The 18,027-nt window shown below is 70.8% G+C and carries 15 protein-coding genes and 1 pseudogene; 9 read left to right on the forward strand and 7 right to left on the reverse strand.

Features of this window, described 5'->3' with window-relative positions; translation table 11 throughout:
• Window positions 1–43: 43 nt before the first annotated feature.
• Window positions 44–775: an ABC transporter ATP-binding protein gene (locus HII36_RS08920; protein ID WP_173522612.1), complete on the forward strand. Its 732-nt coding sequence runs from the start codon at window positions 44–46 to the stop codon at window positions 773–775.
• A complete protein-coding gene (locus HII36_RS08925) occupies window positions 775–3,132 on the forward strand; it encodes an ABC transporter permease (RefSeq protein WP_173522658.1) in 2,358 nt (785 codons plus the stop codon). The genes HII36_RS08920 and HII36_RS08925 overlap by 1 nt, the downstream gene beginning before the upstream one ends.
• Here HII36_RS08925 and HII36_RS08930 read toward each other — a convergent pair whose 3' ends face one another.
• Both HII36_RS08930 and HII36_RS08935 read right to left on the reverse strand, forming a co-directional pair.
• Window positions 3,133–4,248, reverse strand: a complete 1,116-nt coding sequence (locus HII36_RS08930; RefSeq protein ID WP_173522613.1) for a glycosyltransferase — start codon at window positions 4,246–4,248, stop codon at window positions 3,133–3,135.
• Window positions 4,245–5,219, reverse strand: a complete 975-nt coding sequence (locus HII36_RS08935; protein WP_173522614.1) for a glucosyl-3-phosphoglycerate synthase — start codon at window positions 5,217–5,219, stop codon at window positions 4,245–4,247. The genes HII36_RS08930 and HII36_RS08935 overlap by 4 nt, the downstream gene beginning before the upstream one ends.
• Window positions 5,220–5,326: 107 nt before the next feature.
• Between HII36_RS08935 and HII36_RS08940 the strand changes: the two genes are divergently transcribed.
• Window positions 5,327–6,271 (forward strand): Gfo/Idh/MocA family protein, encoded by a 945-nt coding sequence (locus HII36_RS08940; protein WP_173522615.1) that lies wholly within the window; start codon window positions 5,327–5,329, stop codon window positions 6,269–6,271.
• Window positions 6,264–7,367, forward strand: coding sequence for a zinc-binding dehydrogenase (locus tag HII36_RS08945; RefSeq protein ID WP_173522616.1), 1,104 nt, complete (start codon window positions 6,264–6,266; stop codon window positions 7,365–7,367). Before HII36_RS08940 ends, HII36_RS08945 begins: the two co-directional genes overlap by 8 nt.
• A 9-nt stretch (window positions 7,368–7,376) precedes the next feature.
• On the opposite strand, the pseudogene HII36_RS59155 reads toward HII36_RS08945, so the two are convergent.
• From HII36_RS59155 to HII36_RS08960, 3 genes and pseudogenes are all read right to left on the reverse strand, one after another.
• Window positions 7,377–8,555 (reverse strand): annotated as a pseudogene (locus HII36_RS59155) (MGH1-like glycoside hydrolase domain-containing protein); the annotation flags it as partial.
• Window positions 8,552–9,337: a sugar phosphate isomerase/epimerase family protein gene (locus tag HII36_RS08955; RefSeq protein WP_173522617.1), complete on the reverse strand. Its 786-nt coding sequence runs from the start codon at window positions 9,335–9,337 to the stop codon at window positions 8,552–8,554. The gene HII36_RS08955 and the pseudogene HII36_RS59155, both read right to left, overlap by 4 nt.
• Before the next feature lie 3 nt (window positions 9,338–9,340).
• Window positions 9,341–10,369, reverse strand: a complete 1,029-nt coding sequence (locus HII36_RS08960; RefSeq protein ID WP_173522618.1) for a zinc-binding dehydrogenase — start codon at window positions 10,367–10,369, stop codon at window positions 9,341–9,343.
• A 111-nt stretch (window positions 10,370–10,480) separates the two neighbouring features.
• Between HII36_RS08960 and HII36_RS08965 the strand changes: the two genes are divergently transcribed.
• From HII36_RS08965 to HII36_RS08985, 5 genes are all read left to right on the forward strand, one after another.
• On the forward strand, window positions 10,481–11,371 hold the full coding sequence (locus tag HII36_RS08965; RefSeq protein ID WP_217369310.1) for a sugar phosphate isomerase/epimerase family protein: 891 nt from the start codon (window positions 10,481–10,483) through the stop codon (window positions 11,369–11,371).
• A gap of 141 nt (window positions 11,372–11,512) precedes the next feature.
• Complete coding sequence (locus HII36_RS08970) at window positions 11,513–12,847, forward strand: ABC transporter substrate-binding protein (protein WP_328807646.1); 1,335 nt, start codon at window positions 11,513–11,515, stop codon at window positions 12,845–12,847.
• Entirely contained in the window at window positions 12,844–13,776 is a 933-nt protein-coding gene (locus HII36_RS08975) for a carbohydrate ABC transporter permease (RefSeq protein WP_173522620.1), read from the forward strand. The genes HII36_RS08970 and HII36_RS08975 overlap by 4 nt, the downstream gene beginning before the upstream one ends.
• Complete coding sequence (locus tag HII36_RS08980) at window positions 13,766–14,665, forward strand: carbohydrate ABC transporter permease (RefSeq protein WP_328807647.1); 900 nt, start codon at window positions 13,766–13,768, stop codon at window positions 14,663–14,665. Before HII36_RS08975 ends, HII36_RS08980 begins: the two co-directional genes overlap by 11 nt.
• Window positions 14,666–14,668: 3 nt before the next feature.
• A complete protein-coding gene (locus HII36_RS08985) occupies window positions 14,669–15,826 on the forward strand; it encodes an ROK family transcriptional regulator (RefSeq protein WP_173522621.1) in 1,158 nt (385 codons plus the stop codon).
• On the opposite strand, the gene HII36_RS08990 is transcribed toward HII36_RS08985, so the two are convergent.
• Both HII36_RS08990 and HII36_RS08995 read right to left on the reverse strand, forming a co-directional pair.
• Window positions 15,819–17,039 (reverse strand): MFS transporter, encoded by a 1,221-nt coding sequence (locus HII36_RS08990; RefSeq protein ID WP_173522622.1) that lies wholly within the window; start codon window positions 17,037–17,039, stop codon window positions 15,819–15,821. The two genes, HII36_RS08985 and HII36_RS08990, sit on opposite strands and share 8 nt — an antisense overlap.
• Before the next feature lie 207 nt (window positions 17,040–17,246).
• Window positions 17,247–18,020 (reverse strand): helical backbone metal receptor, encoded by a 774-nt coding sequence (locus HII36_RS08995; RefSeq protein ID WP_173522623.1) that lies wholly within the window; start codon window positions 18,018–18,020, stop codon window positions 17,247–17,249.
• Between the last annotated feature and the right edge of the window lie 7 nt (window positions 18,021–18,027).

Here is an 18,027-nt window from a genome sequence, read left to right on the forward strand (position 1 = left end):
ACCTCTCTGGTTCGCGTACCCGCAGGTCAGCAGGCTGGTACCCATGACGGACGTAGTGCGGCTGGAGGCCGTGAGCAAGGTGTACGGCAAGGGCCAGGGCGCGGTGGCGGCCTTGCGCGAGGTGAGCGTGGGGATCCCGCGCGGGACCTTCACCGCGGTGATGGGACCGTCGGGTTCGGGCAAGAGCACGTTCCTGCACTGCGCGGCCGGCCTGGACGTGCCGAGCGCCGGCCGGGTGCGGCTCGGCGACACGGACCTGACCGGCCTGGACGAGACCAGGCTCACCGAGCTGCGCAGGCAGCGGATCGGCTTCGTGTTCCAGGCGTTCAACCTGATCTCCTCGCTCGACGTGGTCGAGAACGTCACCTTGCCGCTGCGGCTGGCGAACGTGCGCGTGGACCGGGACTGGCTGGGCGAGATCCTGCGCCGGGTGGGGCTGGAGGGCCGGGCCGGGCACCGTCCGGCGCAGTTGTCGGGCGGGCAGCAGCAGCGGGTGGCCATCGCCCGGGCGCTGGTGACCAGGCCGGAGGTGGTGTTCGGCGACGAGCCGACGGGCGCGCTGGACACGATGACCGCCCGCGACGTGCTGCGCCTGCTGCGCGAGGTGGTCGACGGCCTGGGCCAGACCGTGGTGATGGTCACCCACGATCCGGTCGCCGCCGCGTACGCCGACACCGTGTTGTTCCTGGCCGACGGCCGGATCGTGGACTCGATGAGCGCGCCGACCGCCGAGAAGGTGGCCGAGCGCATGACCAGGCTGGGAGCGTGGACCTGATGTTCGCCTTCGCGTTGAGCACGCTGCGGCACCGCAGGGCGGGCTTCGCCGGGGCGTTCGTGGCCCTGCTGTGCGCGGCCGCGCTGGTGTGCGCGTGCCTGATGTTGCTGGAGACCGGGCTGCGCGGCACGGTCGGGCCGGAGCGCTATGCGGGCGCGCCGGTGATCGTGGGCGCCGACCAGTTCGTCCGGCGGACCACGGTGAAGTCCGACGGCGACGTCAAGACCAAGGCCAAGCCGGTCACCGAGCGGGCCTGGCTGCCCGAGTCCGTGGTCGCCGAGCTGCGGAACACCCCGGGCGTGACCGGGGTGGTCACCGAGGTGACATTCCCGTTCGGCACCGCGCTGGGTCACGGCTGGGAGTCGGCCGCGCTCACCCCGTTCACGATCGCCGCCGGGCGCGAGCCGCGGACCCACCGCGAGGTGGTGGTCGACGCCCGCGCCGGGCTGGAGATCGGCGCGAACCTGCGCGGTTACCGGGTGGTGGGCGTCACCGCGCAGGCCCTGCCGAGCCAGGACACCGTCTTCTTCAGCACCGCCGAGGCCCGCCGCCTGGCCGGGCGTCCTGGGCAGGTCAGCGCCGTCGGCGTGTTCCCAGGGCTGGCCGCGGCGCCGAAGGGCGCGGTGCGCTACGCCGGCGACGAGCGCGGCAGGCTGGAATTCCTCGACGCCGAGCAGGCCAGGGTGAAGCTGATCAGCCTGGGCGCCTCGCTGGCCGGCACCTCGCTGCTGGTCGCGATCCTGGTCGTGGTCGGCACGTTCGCGCTGTCCATCCAGCAGCGCCAGCGCGAGCTGGCCCTGCTGCGGGCGGTCGCGGCCACGCCCAGGCAGGTACGCAAGCTCGTCGGCGGCGAGGCGCTGCTGGTCGGCCTGGCCGCCGGGCTGCCCGGCGCGGCGGCGGGCATCGGGCTCGGGTTCTGGCTGCGCGGGCGGTTCGCCGACCTGGGCACGCTGCCGGACAACCTGCACCTGGTGGTGAGCCCGTTCCCGCCGCTGGTGGCGCTGCCGGCCACGGTGGGCGCGGCCTGGGTGGCGGCACGCGTCTCCGCGCGCAGGCTGTCCAGGATCCGGCCGGTGGAGGCGCTGGGCGAGGCGGCGCTGCCCGGCCGTCGGCTGCCCTGGTGGCGGATCGCTGCCGGGCTGGGCTGCGCCGCCGGCGGCGTGGTGCTGACGACGCTGCTCACCACGCTGCGCACCGAGGCGGCCTCGACCCCGGTGACCATGCTGACCGTGCTGGTCTGGACGATCTCCGCGACCCTGCTCGGCCCCCTGCTCGCCCGCCTGGCCGCGACGCTGCTCGCGCTCCCGCTGCGGACCTCCAGGGTGGGCGGCTACCTGGCCGCCAAGAACCTGAGCGCCAGGCCGGCGACGCTGGCCTCGGTGTTGTCGCCGCTCAGCCTGATGATCGCGATGACCTGCACGATCCTGTTCGTCCAGACCACCATGAGCCACACGGCCGGTGCGCAGGTGGCCGCGGGTACCCGCGCCGACCACGTCCTGTCCGGCGTGCCGGCCGACGCGGTCAGGAAGGTGCCCGGCGTCGTCGCGGTCAGCGAGGTGGTACGCACCTCCGTCCGGATCGACCTGGACAAATACAGCGCCCAGGCCGTCTCCTACGACGCGCGGACCATGGACATGGGCGTGGTCGAGGGCTCGATGAAGGCGTTCGGCGCGGACTCGATCGCACTCAGCGAGACCGCCGCCGCCCGCCTGGAGACCGGGGTCGGCGCGCGGGTCGGGCTGGCGCTCGGCGACGGCACCCCGGTCACCCTGCGGGTCGCCGCCGTCTACGCGCGCGGACTCGGCTTCGGCGAGGTCACACTCCCCTACGCGCTGGCCGCCGGCCACGTGGATGACCCGTCAGGCACGCTGCTGGTCTCGGCACCCACGCTGGCCCGCGACGCCCTGGCCGCGGCGCTGCCCGGCGCGAGCGTGCTCGGCCGGGCCGAGGCGGCCGAGGTGAGCGGCTCCGACGCCAACCTGGTGGCCATGGGCCTGCTCATCGCGTTCACCGCCATCGCGGTGGTCAACACGCTGGCCATGTCCACCTCGGACCGCACCCGTGAGCTGGCCCTGCTGCGCCTGGTCGGCACCACCAGGCGGCAGGTGCTGCGTATGCTGCGGCTGGAGACGCTGGGCGCGGTGCTGGTCGCGGCGGTGACCGGCACGGTGATCGCGCTGGTGACGCTGGCCGCCTTCAGCAGCGGCATGACGGGCTCCGCGCTGCCGTACGTGCCGCCGATGACGTTCGCCGCGGTGCTGGCGGCGGCCGGGGCGCTCGCGCTCGTGGCCACCGTCCTGCCCGCCAGGCTGGCGCTCAAGGCGGGTCCCGCCGAGTCGATCGGCGCCCGCGAGTAGTCAGCGCCGGGCCGCCAGGTCGTAGAGCTCCAGGTAGCGGTCGGCCATGACGGACGGGGAGAAGCGGCGGCGGGCCTGCGCCCGGCACTCCTCCGGGTCCAGCTCGTGCACCCGCATGACCCATTCGGCCAGCTCCTCCTCGGTGTCGGCGAGGAAGCCGGTGCGTCCGTGCTCGATGATCTCCGGCAGGCAGCCGCGGCGCAGGCCGACCGGCGGGACGCCGAGCGCCATCGCCTCCACCACGGCCGTGCCGCCGGGCTCGTCCCACTGGATCGGGAACAGCGCGGCCGCGGCCGAGGCGTAGAGCGAGTCTCGCTCGGCGCCGGCCACCGCGCCGACCCAGCGGACCAGGTCGCCGTCCAGGTAGCGGGAGACCTGGTCCAGGTGGTAGCGGACGTCCGGGTGGCTGTGCAGCGGGTGGTACGGGTCCTGGGTGATCACGTCGAGCTCGGCCTGGCTGTTCCTGCCGCTCACCGGCCCGGCCAGCACCAGCGGCAGGCCCAGCTTCTGGCAGATCCTGGCCGCCACGTGCTGGCCCTTCAGCGTGCAGACCCGGCCCATGACCACCAGGTGCTCGCCCCGCTCGACGCGCAGGTCCCGGTCGGCGAGCGGGGTGGCCAGGTGGACGTGGCCCAGCGCGGCCTGGCGGAGCGCGTCGGGGGCGCGGGCCAGCTGCGACCGCGACACCCCGTTGACCGCGATCCCGGGCGGGAACGCGCCGTAGAACTCCGCGTGTTTGCGCAGGTCCCAGTGCAGGGTGTGCAGGACGGGCGGGCCGCCGATCGCCGACAGCACGGCCGGCCCCACCACCTCCAGGTGGTCGTGCACGAGATCGATGTCGTCGCGCCGGCGCAGCTCGGCCGCGACCCTGGCCTGATGGGCGTGCGCGATGCCCATGACCTGGTTGTACGGCTTCTGCAGCTCGGCGAACTGGCCGTCGTCGTACACGCTGATCAGCTCGTCCACCTCCAGCGTGCTGGCGGCGACGGAGGCCAGGATCACCCGCACGCCGCGCTCGCGCAGCGAGGGCACCAGCGTGGCCACCACGTTCTCGATGCCGCCGTAGCCGGGCGGCGGGACGGTCAGCCAGGGTCCGGCGTTCACCAATACGTTCACGCGACGTCCTCCTCCGACATCAGGGAGGCCAGCGGTGGTCGCTCGGCCACGGCCACGTCCACCAGGTCGGCCTGGCCGTCGAGCCCGAACTGCAGCAGCGTGTGCCCCGGCGATTCCGAGGCCAGCACGCGCCCCTGACGCTCCAGACGCGACCAGGCGGTGAGCATGATCTGCCCGGCCATCCGGCCGAGCGCGGTCATCGACTGGTGCCCGTGCACCCGGCAGCCCAGGTCCACCTGGGCCATCGCGTCCAGCCCGACGAGCTGGAGCAGGTCGACGAGCAGGCCGAACTCGACGCCGTACTCGGTGACGAACGGCACCTGTTCCAGCACCTCGCGGCGGCCGGCGTACTCGCCGCCGAGTGGTTGCGCGAATCCGGCCAGCTCCGGCCAGAACATGTTGAGCATCGGCCGGGCCACCAGCTCGGTCACCCGTCCGCCGCCGCCGCGCCGCATGACGCCGTCCTCGCCGGTGAACGGCCGTTCGTAGGCCGCCTTGACGAACTGGGTGTCGGCGTCGGCCAGCAGCGGGCCGAGCAGTCCCGAGACGAAGTGCGCGCTGAAGTTGCGCAGGTCGGCGTCGACGAACACGACGACGTCCCCGGTCGAGGCGGCCAGTCCCTTCCACAGCGCCTCCCCCTTGCCGCTGAGCGCGGGCAGTTGGGAGAGCACCGAGTCCTGTGCCACCACGCGTGCGCCGGCCTCCTCGGCCTTGGCCGCGGTCGCGTCGGTGGAGTTGGAGTCGACAACGATGATCTCGTCGACCAGCGGGATCCGCTCGACGAGGTCACGACGGATCACGCCGACGATGTCGCCGACGGTGAGCTCTTCGTCGCGTGCCGGCAGCACGACGCTCACCGTGGTCGTTCCCTTGGCCATCAGGAGGGCGTCCGCCGGCCACTCCGCCGCGGTGCTCGAATGCGGTCCGTACCACTCCTGGACCCTGGCCAAGGCTCGCAGATCTGTCTCCATGCAGTCAGCCCCGATCTCATGAGGCCACAGCCTCTGCCCGATCCGGCCGACGATGAACCTGTTTGTTTGATGACAGCCGGTGGTGGCATATGCCGGATGTGTCCCCAATGACCCGTGTCGGCATCATCGGCGCCGGAAACGTCGCCGCTCGCCACGCTGACGTCCTGTCCGGCTTCCCCGATGTGACGATCGCTGGAATCGCCGACACCGATCCCCACAGAGCCGAGGCGCTGGCCTCCAGACATGGCACCCCCGCCTACGGCGGCCATGCCGACCTGCTCAGTGCCGGCGGCCTGGACGCCGTCTACGTCTGTGTGCCGCCTTTCGCGCACGGCAACCCGGAGTATGACTCCATATCGTGCGATCTCCCGATTTTTGTGGAAAAACCCCTTTCGCTTGACCTCCCTACCGCGGAGAAGATCGCCGCCGAGATCGAGCGCAAGGATCTGCCGTCCGCGGTGGGCCACCACTGGCGCTACCTGGACATCCTCGACCAGGCCCGCGACCTGCTCGGCGACCGGCCGATCCGGCTCGCGCTGGGCCACTGGCTGGACAAGGTCCCGCCGGTCGGCTGGTGGCTGAACCCGGCCATGTCCGGCGGCCAGATGGTCGAGCAGGCGGTGCACGTCCTGGACCTGGCGCGGCTGCTGGTGGGCGAGGTGTCGATGGTGCACGCCGTACCGGCCGACAACACGATCGACGGCGAGGTGGATCGCGCCACCGCCGCCGTGCTGCGGTTCGCCGACGGCGCGGCCGGCCTGCTGGCCACCTCGTGCCTGCTGCGGCACAAGCACCGCGTGGGGCTGGAGGTGTGCGCCGACGGCATCGCGCTGGAGGTCAGCGAGACCAGGCTCGTCGTGGACGGCGAACGCCTGGTCGAGGACGGCGGCCAGGCCAAGACCCTGGTCGACCGGGCGTTCATCGACGCGGTCCAGGGCAAACGGGACGCCGACGTGCGCGCGCCGTACCGGGAGGCGCTGCGTACCCACCGCCTCGCCCTGGCCCTGGCCGAGTCGGCCGTGGAAAGGAAGCCGGTGATCCTGGATGGGTGACATCCTGAGCATCGAGGGGCCCGGAGAGGTGGCCCTGGTCGAGGAGAAGCTGCCGGACGTGCCCGACGGCGGCTTCAGGGTGGAGACCGCGCACAGCGGGATCTCCGCGGGCACCGAGCTGACCTACGTCAAGGGCACCAACCCCTACCTGACCGCCTCCTGGGACCCGTCGCTCGGGCTGTTCGTGCCCGGCGCGCCCGCGTCCGGCTACCCGGTGCGCGGCATCGGGTACATGCAGGTCGGCCGGGTGGTGGAGGCCCGCACGCGGGCCGTGCGCGAGGGCGAGCTGGTGGCGATGGCCTACGGGCACCGCACGGAGTACGTGGCCGACCCGCTGGCCGACAGGTTCGTCGGCCTGCCCGGCGACCTCGACCCGGTGCTCGGCATCTACGTCGCCCACATGGGCCCGATCTGCGCCAACGGCCTGCTGCACGCCGCGCACGACCTGCACGGCCCGGCCGTTCAGCACCTCGGCGACGGGGTGCGCGGCCGCCGCGTCGTGGTGGTGGGCGCGGGCGTGGTCGGGCTGCTGACGGCCGCATTCGCGCTGGCGCACGACGCCGCCGAGGTCGTGGTCGTGGACGAGACCCCGGCCAGGCTCGCCATCGCCGAGGCCTTGGGCGCGGAGATCCTGGCCTTCGACGACGACCCGGCGGTGGCGCTGAAACGCCGCTGGCGGCACGCGCCCAACGACCGGGGCGCCGACGTGGTGTTCCAGTGCCGCGGCCAGACCAGGGCGCTGGCCCTGGCCCTGCGCGTGCTCAGACCGCAGGGCGCGGTGATCGACCTGGCCTTCTACACCCAGGGCGCGGACGAGGTGCGGCTCGGCGAGGAGTTCCACCACAACGGCCTGACGCTGCGCTGCGCGCAGATCGGCCGGGTGCCGCGCGGGCTCGCCCACGCCTGGGACAGGGAACGCCTCTCACACGAGACGATCTCCCTGCTCCGGGACTACGGCCCGCTGCTACGCGGGCACCTGGTCACCGACGTCGTCGGTTTTGCCGAAGCTCCCCAGCTCCTGGCCGATCTGGCGGCTCGTCGGCGTCACACCGTCCAGGCCGTGCTCTGCGACGACGTCCAGGATGAGCGCGGCTGACCAGCTGAAGTCGCGGCAGCCGTGGCCGAGCAGGGTGAACGGGTCGAAGTACTCGCGGAAGCCGGCGTGCGTGACGCAGTTGATCATGCCGTCGGCCAGCCGGGCGGCCAGGTCGGGACGGCGGTCCTTCAGGCCCATCCAGACCAGCCAGGACAGGTTGATCCAGCTCGGCCCGCGCCAGTAACGTGCGGAGTCGAACTCCGGCGCGCCCGGGGCGTAGGTGGGCAGAACGCCGTCCTTGGCGGCGAACCGGTCGAGCGCGGTCGCGATCAGTTCGGTCGCGACCTCGCCGGGCAGGTCGGGCAGCATCAGCGGGACCAGGCCGGCGGCGCTGCTGGAGCGGACCAGGTTGCCGGTGAGCACGTCGCGGCTGTGGAAGAGCCCGTCCTCGTAGAGGTGGTCCACCATGGCCGCGGTGATGGCGGCGGCCTCGCGCAGGTGCGGCTCCGGGTCGGCGCCGATCACCGTGGCGATCTCGGCGAGCGCGTTCTCCGCCACCCCGTAGGCGGCGTTGAACAGCGCGTCCTCCACCCGGAACTGTCCGGCGCGGCGGTAGCCGGTGTCGCGGTAGGCGCGCGCCAGCGAGACGTAACGCTCGTAGTCGCGGTCGGTGGGCCGCTCCTCGGCGCTGACGTGGCTGAGGTCGCGCCGCGCCGCGCCGACGGGGGCGGCCTCGACGGACTTGAGCGGCTCGTCCCAGGCCGGGCTGTTGTCCATGCCCGACTCCCAGGGGTGCACGATCGAGATCAGACCGGCGTCGGAGCGCCGGGCCGCGCGGAGGAAGTCCTGCTGGGCGACCAGCCGGGGGTAGATCCTGGCCAGGAACGCCGGGTCGGGCTCGGCCAGGTGCGCCTTCCACGCGGCCAGCGCGTGGACGGGGGGCTGCACGATGCCGGAGGTCGCGGTGCCGGACGGGGCGTTGACGTTCCAGAACTCCGGCCCGGGGAAGTAGGAGCCCTCGGGCACCCGCGGGTTGAACACGATGTGCGGCACCCTGCCGTCACGCCACTGGGCGCCGAACAGGGTGAGCAGCTCCGACCTGGCCCTTCTCGGCGACCAGCGGGCGTTGCCGATCGCGATGAAGGCGGAGTCCCAGCTCCATTGATGCGGGTACAGACGACGGGAGGGAACCGTGTAACTGCCGTCCCAGTTGGTGACCAGAACGCGCACGGCGTCGCGAAGGATCATAGAAATTTCCTGATGAAGGCCGCTGTCTCCGGCAGGACGATCTCGGGCTCCCCGCGCAGGCGGCACTCCAGCGCCAGGTAGCCGTCGTAGCCGACGGCGTCGAGCGCGGCCAGCTGCGCACCCCAGTCGAGGTGACCGGTGCCGGGCTGGTTCCTGTTCGACTCGCTGATCTGCATGTGCGCCAGGTAGGGGGCGGCGTCGAGCAGCGAACGGCAGGGGTCGTCCTCTTCGATGTTCATGTGGTAGGTGTCGCCGACCACCCTGATCGAGTCCATGGCGCAGTACGACACGGCCTCGGCCAGCGTGTTGACCATGTGGTTCTCGTACCGGTTGAGCGGCTCCATCATGATCAGCACGCCGTTGCGCTGCGCGTGCTCGCCGAGGATGCCCAGCGCCTCGGTCAGCACCTCGCGGTCCTCCTCGGGGCTGCGCGGCGGCTCGAACGGGGGCAGCCGGCGCGAGAACTGGCCCCAGGAGGCCGGGGTCATGACGCCGATGCCGCCCAGCTCGGCGATCACGGTGAGCTGCGACCTGAGCTGCTGGATGGCGTCGCGGCGCTTGGCCGGGTCGAAGTCGCCGATGAAGTGCGGCATGTCGACGCAGACGGTCGGCATGACCACCCCGTCGGCCAGGGCCCGCTTGAGCTCGGTCAGGCGGCCCGCGAAGTGGAAGTCGCCCTTGCCGCGCAACTCGATGGCGTCGAAACCGGCATCGACCGCGAACGCGAACTTCTCCTGCAGTGTCCGCCCGGGCACGAGCTGCTCTTGAACGGCGAGCTTCACTGTCTACTCCTCGAACTTGAAGACGAGCTGAAGCACCTCGGACTGGTGCTTGTCGATCAGGTCGAACGCCTCGGCGGCGGCGTCGACCGGCACGACGTGGCTGACGAGGTCGTCGACCTCGACCTCGCCGTCGTGCACGAGGCGCATGAAGGTGCGCTGCAGCCGCTCGACGTCCCAGCGGTGGGCCAGCCAGGAGGCCACCCCGCCGATCTGGGACGAGACGAGCTGCACCTGGTTGTGGTGGAACTCCTCGCCGAGCCTGAGCCCGACGCCGTCGCCCTGGTAGAAGCCGGCCGCCACGACCCGGCCGCCCTTGCGTACGGTGCGGATGGCCTCCTGCAGGCCGAGGTGGCTGCCGCTGAGCTCGATGGCGGTGTCGGCGCCCTCGACGCGCTTGCGCATGAACTCGGCGACCGAGCCCGACTGGACGTCGAAGGTCTCGGCGGCGCCGTAATTGCGGGCCAGCTCCAGCCGGGACGGGATGGCGTCGGCGGCCACCACGCGCGCGCCGCTGAGCACGGCCATGCGGGTGGCGAGCAGGCCGATGACGCCCTGGCCGAAGATCGCGATCTGGTCGCCCAGGTGCACGTCGGCGGCGTGGACGGCGTTGAGCGCGATGGCCCCGACGCGGGCGAAGACGCCCGACAGCGGGTCGGCGCCCGGCGGCAGCACGTGCCCGACGAGCTTCTCGGCCGGGACGACGGCTTCGGCGCGGTGGCCCCAGATGCCCCAGACGAGGCTGCCGACGGGCGGGTCGGCGACGTCTGGCGCCGCCTCCACCACTTCGCCGACCTCCTGGTATCCCCAGCCGGTGAGCGGGTAGGCGTGTGTCTGGCCCTCGACGAAGAGGCGACGCTCGATGTCCCACTTACGGCTGAGATAGGGGTTGGTGCCGCGATAGGCGGTGAGTTCGGTGCCCGCGGACACTCCGGAATAGAGCGTGCGGACTCGGACGGAGCCCGGGACGAGGTCGGCGGGCGACTCCGGGCTGACGCTGACGCGGCCCGGCTCTTCAAAGGTGATGACGCGCATTCCCCACACTTACGCTTTTTGATCAAACAAAAGTCAAAGATTTAGTGCTTGTTTGCACACCATAGTTGCGCTCGGAACACTCTTAAGTCTACGACTTCCGTCGGAGGTGACATGATGAAATTGGGGTTTCTGACAGCGTGTCTTCCGGAAAGCGACCTTACCGACATAGCACACTGGGCCGTACAGCAGGGCTTCGAGGCTCTGGAAGTCGCGGGATGGCCGTCTTCGGATGACCGAAATCACATCAGAGTAGATCGTTTCGACGACGCTGAATGTGATCGAGTCAGGCGAATTTTCGCGGAGAGCGGACTCACGCTTTCCTCGATCGCGTACTACGAGAACAATCTTCACCCTGAGCAAGGGCCGCAGGTGAACGCCCATGTGCGCCGCTGCATCGACGCCGCGGCGGCGCTCGGCTGCCCCACCGTGGGCACGTTCGTCGGGCGCGATCCCGGCCGGCCCGTGCGCGACAACCTCAAGAAGGCCGAGGACGTCTTCGGCCCGCTGGTCGAGTACGCCACGCGGCACGGCGTGGAGATCGTCATCGAGAACTGCGTGATGAAGAGCTGGCACCCCGACGGCTATCCGGGGAATCTGGCCTACTCCCCCGAGCTGTGGGAGTGGATGTTCACGCTGGGGCTCAAGCTCAACTACGACCCGTCTCACCTGGTGGCACTGGGGATCGACCCCGCCGCGGTGATCCTTCCCTACATTTCCGGGATTTCGCACGTCCAGGCGAAGGACACGCAGATCCTGCCGGGAAAGATCAACAATTACGGATTCTACGGGCCGATCAGCGGCGAGAAAGGCTGGTACCGCTTCCGCGTGCCCGGTCTCGGCCAGGTCGACTGGGTGCGGGTGATCGACGCGCTGCACGAAGGCGGATACACGGGAGTGGTCTCTGTGGAACATGAGGACCCTGTGTGGAGCGGTACCACGGAGAGGGTACAGACCGGTCTCGGTATCGCCTATCGCACGTTGCGTCATCTCGTCCGGGGGTAAAGGCCGCCATATCCCCGACCAGAGGAGCGTGTTATGGGCAAGGTAACCGCGTTCTCATGGCCTCACTTCGTGAGGCGGCTCGGTCGCCGGGGAGGCTGCCGACTTCGTCGGCAGCGCTTCCTCGCACTCCTCTCCGTCGTCGTGCTGGCAGCGGCCGCGCTGTCGGCGTGCGGCGACGACAGCGAACGCGCGCCCGACGCCAAGCAGATCACGGTCTGGACCGAGGAGAACCTCGAGGACCGGATGGCCGTGCAGAAGCAGATCATCGCCGACTTCCAGCGGCGCACCGGGATCACGGTGAACCTGGTCGGTGTGGCCGAGGACCAGTTCAGCCAGGTGGTGACGTCGGCCGCGGCGGCCGGCAAGCTGCCCGACGTGATCGGCGCGCTGCCGCTGGCGGCCGTCCGCGAGCTGGAGGCCAACGATCTGCTCGACACCGAGACCCCCGGTCAGATCGTCGACAAGCTGGGCCGCGACACGTTCTCGCCCAGGGCGCTGGAGCTCGACACGGCCGGCGGCAAGCTGCTCGGCGTGCCCAGCGACGGCTGGGCCCAGCTCATCCTGTACCGGAAAGACCTGTTCGAGAAGGCCGGCCTGCAACCGCCCGACACCTACGAGGCGCTGGAGGCGGCCGCGGCCAAGCTGAACACCGGCGGCATCGCGGGCATCACGCTGGCCATCGCGCCGAAGGACTCGTTCACCGCGCAGAGCTTCGAGCACGTCGCGCTGGCCAACGGCTGCCAGCTCGTCGACGACCCGGGCAACGTGGCGCTGAACAGCCCGCAGTGCGTACGCGCCTTCGAGTTCTACGCCAAGCTGGCCAAGGACTACTCGGTCAAGGGCAAGCAGGACGTCGACTCCACCCGGGCCACCTACTTCTCCGGCAAGGCCGCGATGACCATCTGGTCGTCGTTCATCCTGGACGAGATGGCGAGCCTGCGTAAGGACGCCCTGCCCACCTGCCAGGAGTGCCGCGCCGACCCCGAGTGGCTGGCCGAGAACACCGGCGTCGTCACGGCGCTGAAGGGCCCGGACGGGAGCGCGCCCGCGCAGTACGGCGAGATCGTCTCCTGGGTGGTCACCCGCGACGCCGCCAAGAACTCCGCCGCCCGGTTCGTCCAGTACATGATGGACGAGGGCTACGAGAAGTGGATCGGCATGGCCCCCGAGGGCAAGTTCCCCACCCGCAAGGGCTTCGAGGACACGTGGAACAAGCTGCCCGCCGGGGTCGACACCAAGAAGCCGCTGGCCGAGGTCTACCCGGCCGACGTGCTCGACGCGCTGCGCAAGAGCCCTGACACGTTCGCCCGCTGGGGCATCCCGCAGGGCCAGGGCAAGCTGGTCGGCGCCACGATGGGCGAGCTGCCGGTGCCCAAGGCGCTCAGCGGCGTGGTGGAGGGCTCGCTCACCCCGCAGGCCGCCGCCGAGCAGGCCAAGACCGACGTGGAGACCATCAAGCGCGGGATCAGGCAGTGACCACCGCACGGGCGCGTGCCCCCAGATCCCGGACGCTGCGGCAGCAGGAGGGCCGGGCCGGGCTGGCGCTGATCTCGCCCACGCTGATCATCACGCTGGTCGTGGTGGTGGTGCCGCTGTTCTGGGCGATCATGCTGGCGTTCCAGGACGCCCGGCTGATCAACATCCGCCGCGTGGGCGTCTTCGGCCACTACACGCTGGAGAACTTCACGTACGTGCTGTCCGAGCCAGGCTTCTGGTCGGCGCTGGTCAACACGCTGGTCTACACGGTCGCGGGCACCGCGCTGTCGATCGCGGTCGGGCTGGTGGCCGCGCTGGCGCTGCGTGACAGGTTCGCGGGCCGCACACTTGTCCGCGCCTCGATCCTCATCCCGTACGTGGCGCCGGTGGTGGCCGTGGCCTTCCTGTGGGAGACGATGCTGAACCCGCAGTTCGGCATCGTCAACACCTGGCTGCACGAGCCGATCGCGTTCCTCACCCAGGCCAGTGGCGACTTCCTGGGCATGAAGGTGCCGGTGGCGCTGCTGACGGTGATCGCGTTCGAGGCGTGGCGGTACTTCCCGTTCGCGTTCCTGTTCATCCTGGCCAGGCTGCAGGCGCTGCCCGCCGAGCTGGACGAGGCCGCGGTGGTGGACGGCGCCACGCCGACCCAGCGGTTCAGGTACGTGATCCTGCCGCAGCTCTGGCGGATCATCGCGCTGCTGTCGGTGCTGCGGTTCGTGTTCACGTTCACCAAGTTCGACGACGTCTACCTGCTGACCGGCGGCGGAGCCGGGACCGAGGTGGTCAGCGTGCGGGTCTACAACTTCCTGACCGCGCGCGACGACATCGGCGCCTCGGCGGCGCAGGCCATCGTGCTCGCGCTCGTCCTGGTCGTCTTCCTGGTCATCTATCTGAGGTTCTTCGCGGGAGGTGAACGTGACCACTAGCACCGATTCCGTGGACGAGCGGCCCCCGCCGCCGCGGGCGCGGATGAGCAGGGACAGGTTCGAGCGCGGGCTGCTCGGCGTGCTCAAGCCGGTGGTGATCGCGTTCCTCTTCCTGATCACCGCGTTCCCGTTCTTCTACATGGTGATGCTGTCCGTACGGGACATCCAGGAGCTGATCCTGGATCCGGGGTCGATCCTGCCGCGTAGCCCGACGTTCGACACGTACGTGAACGTGCTGGAGCGGCAGGGCTTCCTCACGTTCATCAGGAACAGCGCGATCATCGCGGTCGCCTCGGTCGCGGTCACGCTGCTGATCTCGATCCCCGGCGCGTACGCGGTGGCGCGGCTGCGCTTCTTCGGCCGGCGTCAGGTGCACTTCCTGTTCCTGGCGGTGTACCTGTTCCCGGCGATCGTGCTGGCCATCCCGCTGTTCGTGCTGTTCACCATGATCGGGCTGCGCGGCTCGCTGGTGGGCCTGATCCTCGTATACATCGCGCAGACCGTGCCGGTCACGGTATACATGCTGCGCAACTACTTCGAGACCGTGCCGCAGAGCGTGGAGGAGGCGGCCGCGATCGACGGCTGCTCGCGGCTGTCGACCATCTGGCGGGTGGTGCTGCCCCTGTCCAAGCCGGCGCTCATGGCCACCGGTCTCTACGCGTTCATGATCGCCTGGAACGAGTTCCTGTTCGCCCTGCTGTTCCTGGTGGAACGGCGGGACAGCTGGACGGTTTCCCTGGGACTCTCGCAGCTCGCGGGCAGCATAGAGATCCCGACGACGGTCCTCATGGCAGGATCGGTGGTGCTGACACTGCCCATCGTGATCGTGTTCTTCGCCAGCGAACGGCTGCTGACGGAGGGGCTCACGGCGGGAGCGGAGAAGGGATAGACCATGCTGACGGCAGGGCAGATCCTCCAGCTCATCCGCGATGGCTCCTGCCGGACACGCAAGGAACTGATCGAGTACACCGGCCTGTCCCGGTCCACGATCACGGACCGGGTGGACCGGCTCATCGAGGCCGGATACATCCACGAATCCGGCGTCGCGTCCTCCGGGGGCGGGCGACCGCCCTCGGTGCTCGACATCGACGCCGCCAACCGTCTCGTGCTGGTGGCCGACCTGGGCGCCAGCCATGCCCGGGTGGCGCTGACCGACCTGGCCGCGCGTCCGATGAGCGAGGAGCACACCGAGATGCGCATCGACCGCGGGCCCGACGAGGTGCTGTCGTGGGTGCGCGAGGCGTTCCAGCGCATGCTGGACCGCAACGGACGCACCGCCGGGCAGGTGTGCGGCATCGGGCTCGACCTGCCCGGCTCGGTCGATCACGAGACCGGGCGGGTGATCAGGTCGTTCCTGATGCCCGGCTGGGACGACCATCCGATCGGTGAGGCGCTCAGGCGCACCTACGAGGTGCCGATCCTGGTGGAGAACGACGCGAACGCCATGGCGCTGGGCGAGTGGTGGTCGTCCTGGCGCGACACCGACTCGTTAGTCCTGATCAAGGTGTCGACCGGGATCGGGACCGGCATCGTGCTCGACGGCGCAATCTATCGGGGCGTGGAGGAGGCCGCGGGCAACATCGGGCACGTGCGCCTGCGCGAGACCGACGACCGCGTGTGCACCTGCGGCTCGCGCGGCTGCGTCGCCTCACTGTCCAGCGGCCACGCCCTGGCCGCCGACCTGGGCGTGCGGACCAGCCGCGACGTCGTACGCCTGGTGCAGGCCGGCGACCCGACCGCCATCGCGCGCACCCAGGAGGCCGGGCGCACCCTCGGGATCGTCCTGGCCACCGCCGTCAGCCTGCTCAACCCGGGCGTGCTCGTCCTGGCCGGCGACATGGCCGAGACCCGCGAGCACTACCTGACCGGGATCAGGGAGAGCGTGTACCGGCGCAGCCTGCCGTACACGACCCGCAACCTGGAGATCGTCACCAGTTCGCTGGGGGACCGGGCGGGGATCGTCGGGATGGCGGTGATCGTCGTGGAACACGTCCTCTCCCCCACGGCCGTCGACACCGCGCTGGCCACCCCCGGGACGCGCGCTAGCTGAGGCGGGTGAGCGGCCGGACCGTGACGAGGAGCATCAGCAGCACCCCGGCGGCGCACCAGACGCCGACGACGGCCGAGGTGGAGAAGCGCTCGCTGAGCGCGCCGGTGGTGACGATCGCGGCGCCCTGGGCGATCTGGATGCCGCTGTTCATGACGCCGAACGCCCGCGCCCGGTATTCGGTCGGGAGCACGTCCTTGAACAGCGTCTGGGCGGCGGGCAGCAGCAGCGACATGACCACGCCGGAGCCGGCCACCAGCAGCAGCACGCCGGCCAGCGGCGGGTCGAGAATCGCCGGGGCGAGGGTGAGCGGCGCCAGGATCGCCAGCGGCCGGATCAGCCGGATCCGGGTTCGCTGCCGCAGCAGCCGGGTCAGCAACAGGCCCCCGACGACGACGCCGAGCGGGTTCGCGGCCATGATGAGCCCCTGGGCCCCGCCGCCGCCGTCGAGTTCGGCCGCCCAGGCCGCCGCCAGCCCTTCCGGGACGACCACGAAGGTGACGGTGGCGAAGATGATGATGGCGATGGCCCGCATCACCGGGTCGCCGAAGACGACGGTGTACCCCTGCTTGGTCTCCCGCCACAGGCCGGTGCGTTCGGTGGCGGCGAGCGTCGCCGGCCGGTGCTTGACGTAACGGCGCAGCAGGTACGCCGAGCCGATGAAGGTGCAGGCGTTCAGCAGCAGCGCGAGATGCGGGCTGTAGGCGGCGATCGCCCCGCCGGCCGCGTACCCGAAGATCTGGGCCAGGTGCAGCACGGTGTTGTTGAAGGCCAGGCCGAGCGCGTAACGTTCGCCGGTCAGGATGTGCGGGAGCTGGGCCGAACGGGAGGCGTCGAAGGGCGGGGCGAGCAGCCCGGCGGCGAACAGCAGCACCAGCAGGACGGCCACCGGCACGCCGGGGATCGCGATCAGCCCGATCAGCGCCGCTCTGACCAGGTCGCACCAGATCATCACCGTACGCGCGGGATACCGTTCGGCCAGGGCGGCGAGCACGGGTCCCGCGGTGAGCCAGGGCAGGTATCCCAGCGCGAAGGCGGCCGCCGAGGCCAGCGCCGAGCCGGTGCGGTCGTAGACCAGCAGCGCCACCGCGGCCTTGCACAGATAGTCCCCGATCCAGGAGAGCACGCTCGCGGTGAACACCGCCCGGTACTCCACCAGGACGAACAGGTCCCGATAGCCCGTCGGCCGCTCCTCGTCCGTCTCCGGTCGGCTCATCCGCTCTCCGTCAGGTGCGCCGTGAAGTGGCCGGCAACGCGCGAGGGCGTGCCGGCCACTGTCGGATCTGCTGGGGCATCGGTGTTTACCAGTGGGTGTCCTTGCGCATGAGACACCCCCTTTCTGCACATCTCCTCGTCACGGTCTCAGACGGGGCGTGCAGTTTTGCTGCAGAAAATCTGCAGTCGCGCGGCGGAGCCGCGAAGGTCAGTTCCCGGGGAGCGGGGAGAGCGCGGCGCGGAGCAGGGCGGGGGCCTCGGTGAGTGAGGGGCCGTACCAGGTGAGCAGGCGGCCGCTGACCAGCGCGCACGTCAGCCCGGGGAAGCACTCGGGGCCGTCCGTGGCGGTGAACTCGTACGGCTCGTCGGGCAGGACGACCAGGTCGGGCCGCTGCTCCACCAGCTCGGTGAGCGGGATCTTGGGGTAGCGCTCCGGGTGTGCGGCGTGGAGATTGTCGACGCCGAGGTGGCGCAGGACGTCGCCGGTGAACGTGTCGCGGCCGACCACCATCCACGGACGCCGCCAGATCGGGATGATCGCGGTGCGGCGCGGCCCGGCGTCCGGCTCGCCCCAGGCCGCCTCGGCGGCGTCCAGCCACGACGGCCGCGGCGTGCGGCAGGCGAGGCGGAACATGCGGTCCAGCGACGTGAACGCCTGCTCCAGGGTCTCGATCCTGGTGACCCAGACCGGGACGCCCGCCTCGCGCAGCGCCTCGATGTCGGGTGCCCGGTTCTCCTCGGCGTTGGCCAGGACCACGTCCGGTTTCAGGCGCTTGATGGCGTCGAGATCCGGGTTCTTGGTGCCGCGGACCCTGGCCACGTCGAGGTCGGCCGGGTGCGAGCACCAGTCCGTCGCGCCCACCAGCGCCTCGGGGACGGTGGCCGCCACCGACTCGGTCAGCGACGGCACCAGCGAGACGATCCGCCGTACGGTCTGCGGGATCCGGGCGGGCACTCCGAGGTCGTCCGTGTGGCCGTTCATGGCGTCA

The sequence above is a fragment of the Nonomuraea antri genome (assembly GCF_013283785.1).
Lineage (GTDB): Bacteria > Actinomycetota > Actinomycetes > Streptosporangiales > Streptosporangiaceae > Nonomuraea > Nonomuraea antri.

Coding starts and splice junctions, on each gene's coding strand:
- HII36_RS08920 (WP_173522612.1), top strand. CDS start 44: ATGACGGACGTAGTGCGGCTGGAGGCCGTGAGCAAGGTGTACGGCAAG.
- HII36_RS08925 (WP_173522658.1), top strand. CDS start 775: ATGTTCGCCTTCGCGTTGAGCACGCTGCGGCACCGCAGGGCGGGCTTC.
- HII36_RS08935 (WP_173522614.1), bottom strand. CDS start 5,219: ATGGAGACAGATCTGCGAGCCTTGGCCAGGGTCCAGGAGTGGTACGGA.
- HII36_RS08940 (WP_173522615.1), top strand. CDS start 5,327: ATGACCCGTGTCGGCATCATCGGCGCCGGAAACGTCGCCGCTCGCCAC.
- HII36_RS08960 (WP_173522618.1), bottom strand. CDS start 10,369: ATGCGCGTCATCACCTTTGAAGAGCCGGGCCGCGTCAGCGTCAGCCCG.
- HII36_RS08965 (WP_217369310.1), top strand. CDS start 10,481: ATGATGAAATTGGGGTTTCTGACAGCGTGTCTTCCGGAAAGCGACCTT.
- HII36_RS08990 (WP_173522622.1), bottom strand. CDS start 17,039: ATGAGCCGACCGGAGACGGACGAGGAGCGGCCGACGGGCTATCGGGAC.
- HII36_RS08945 (WP_173522616.1), top strand. CDS start 6,264: ATGGGTGACATCCTGAGCATCGAGGGGCCCGGAGAGGTGGCCCTGGTC.
- HII36_RS08985 (WP_173522621.1), top strand. CDS start 14,669: ATGCTGACGGCAGGGCAGATCCTCCAGCTCATCCGCGATGGCTCCTGC.
- HII36_RS08995 (WP_173522623.1), bottom strand. CDS start 18,020: ATGAACGGCCACACGGACGACCTCGGAGTGCCCGCCCGGATCCCGCAG.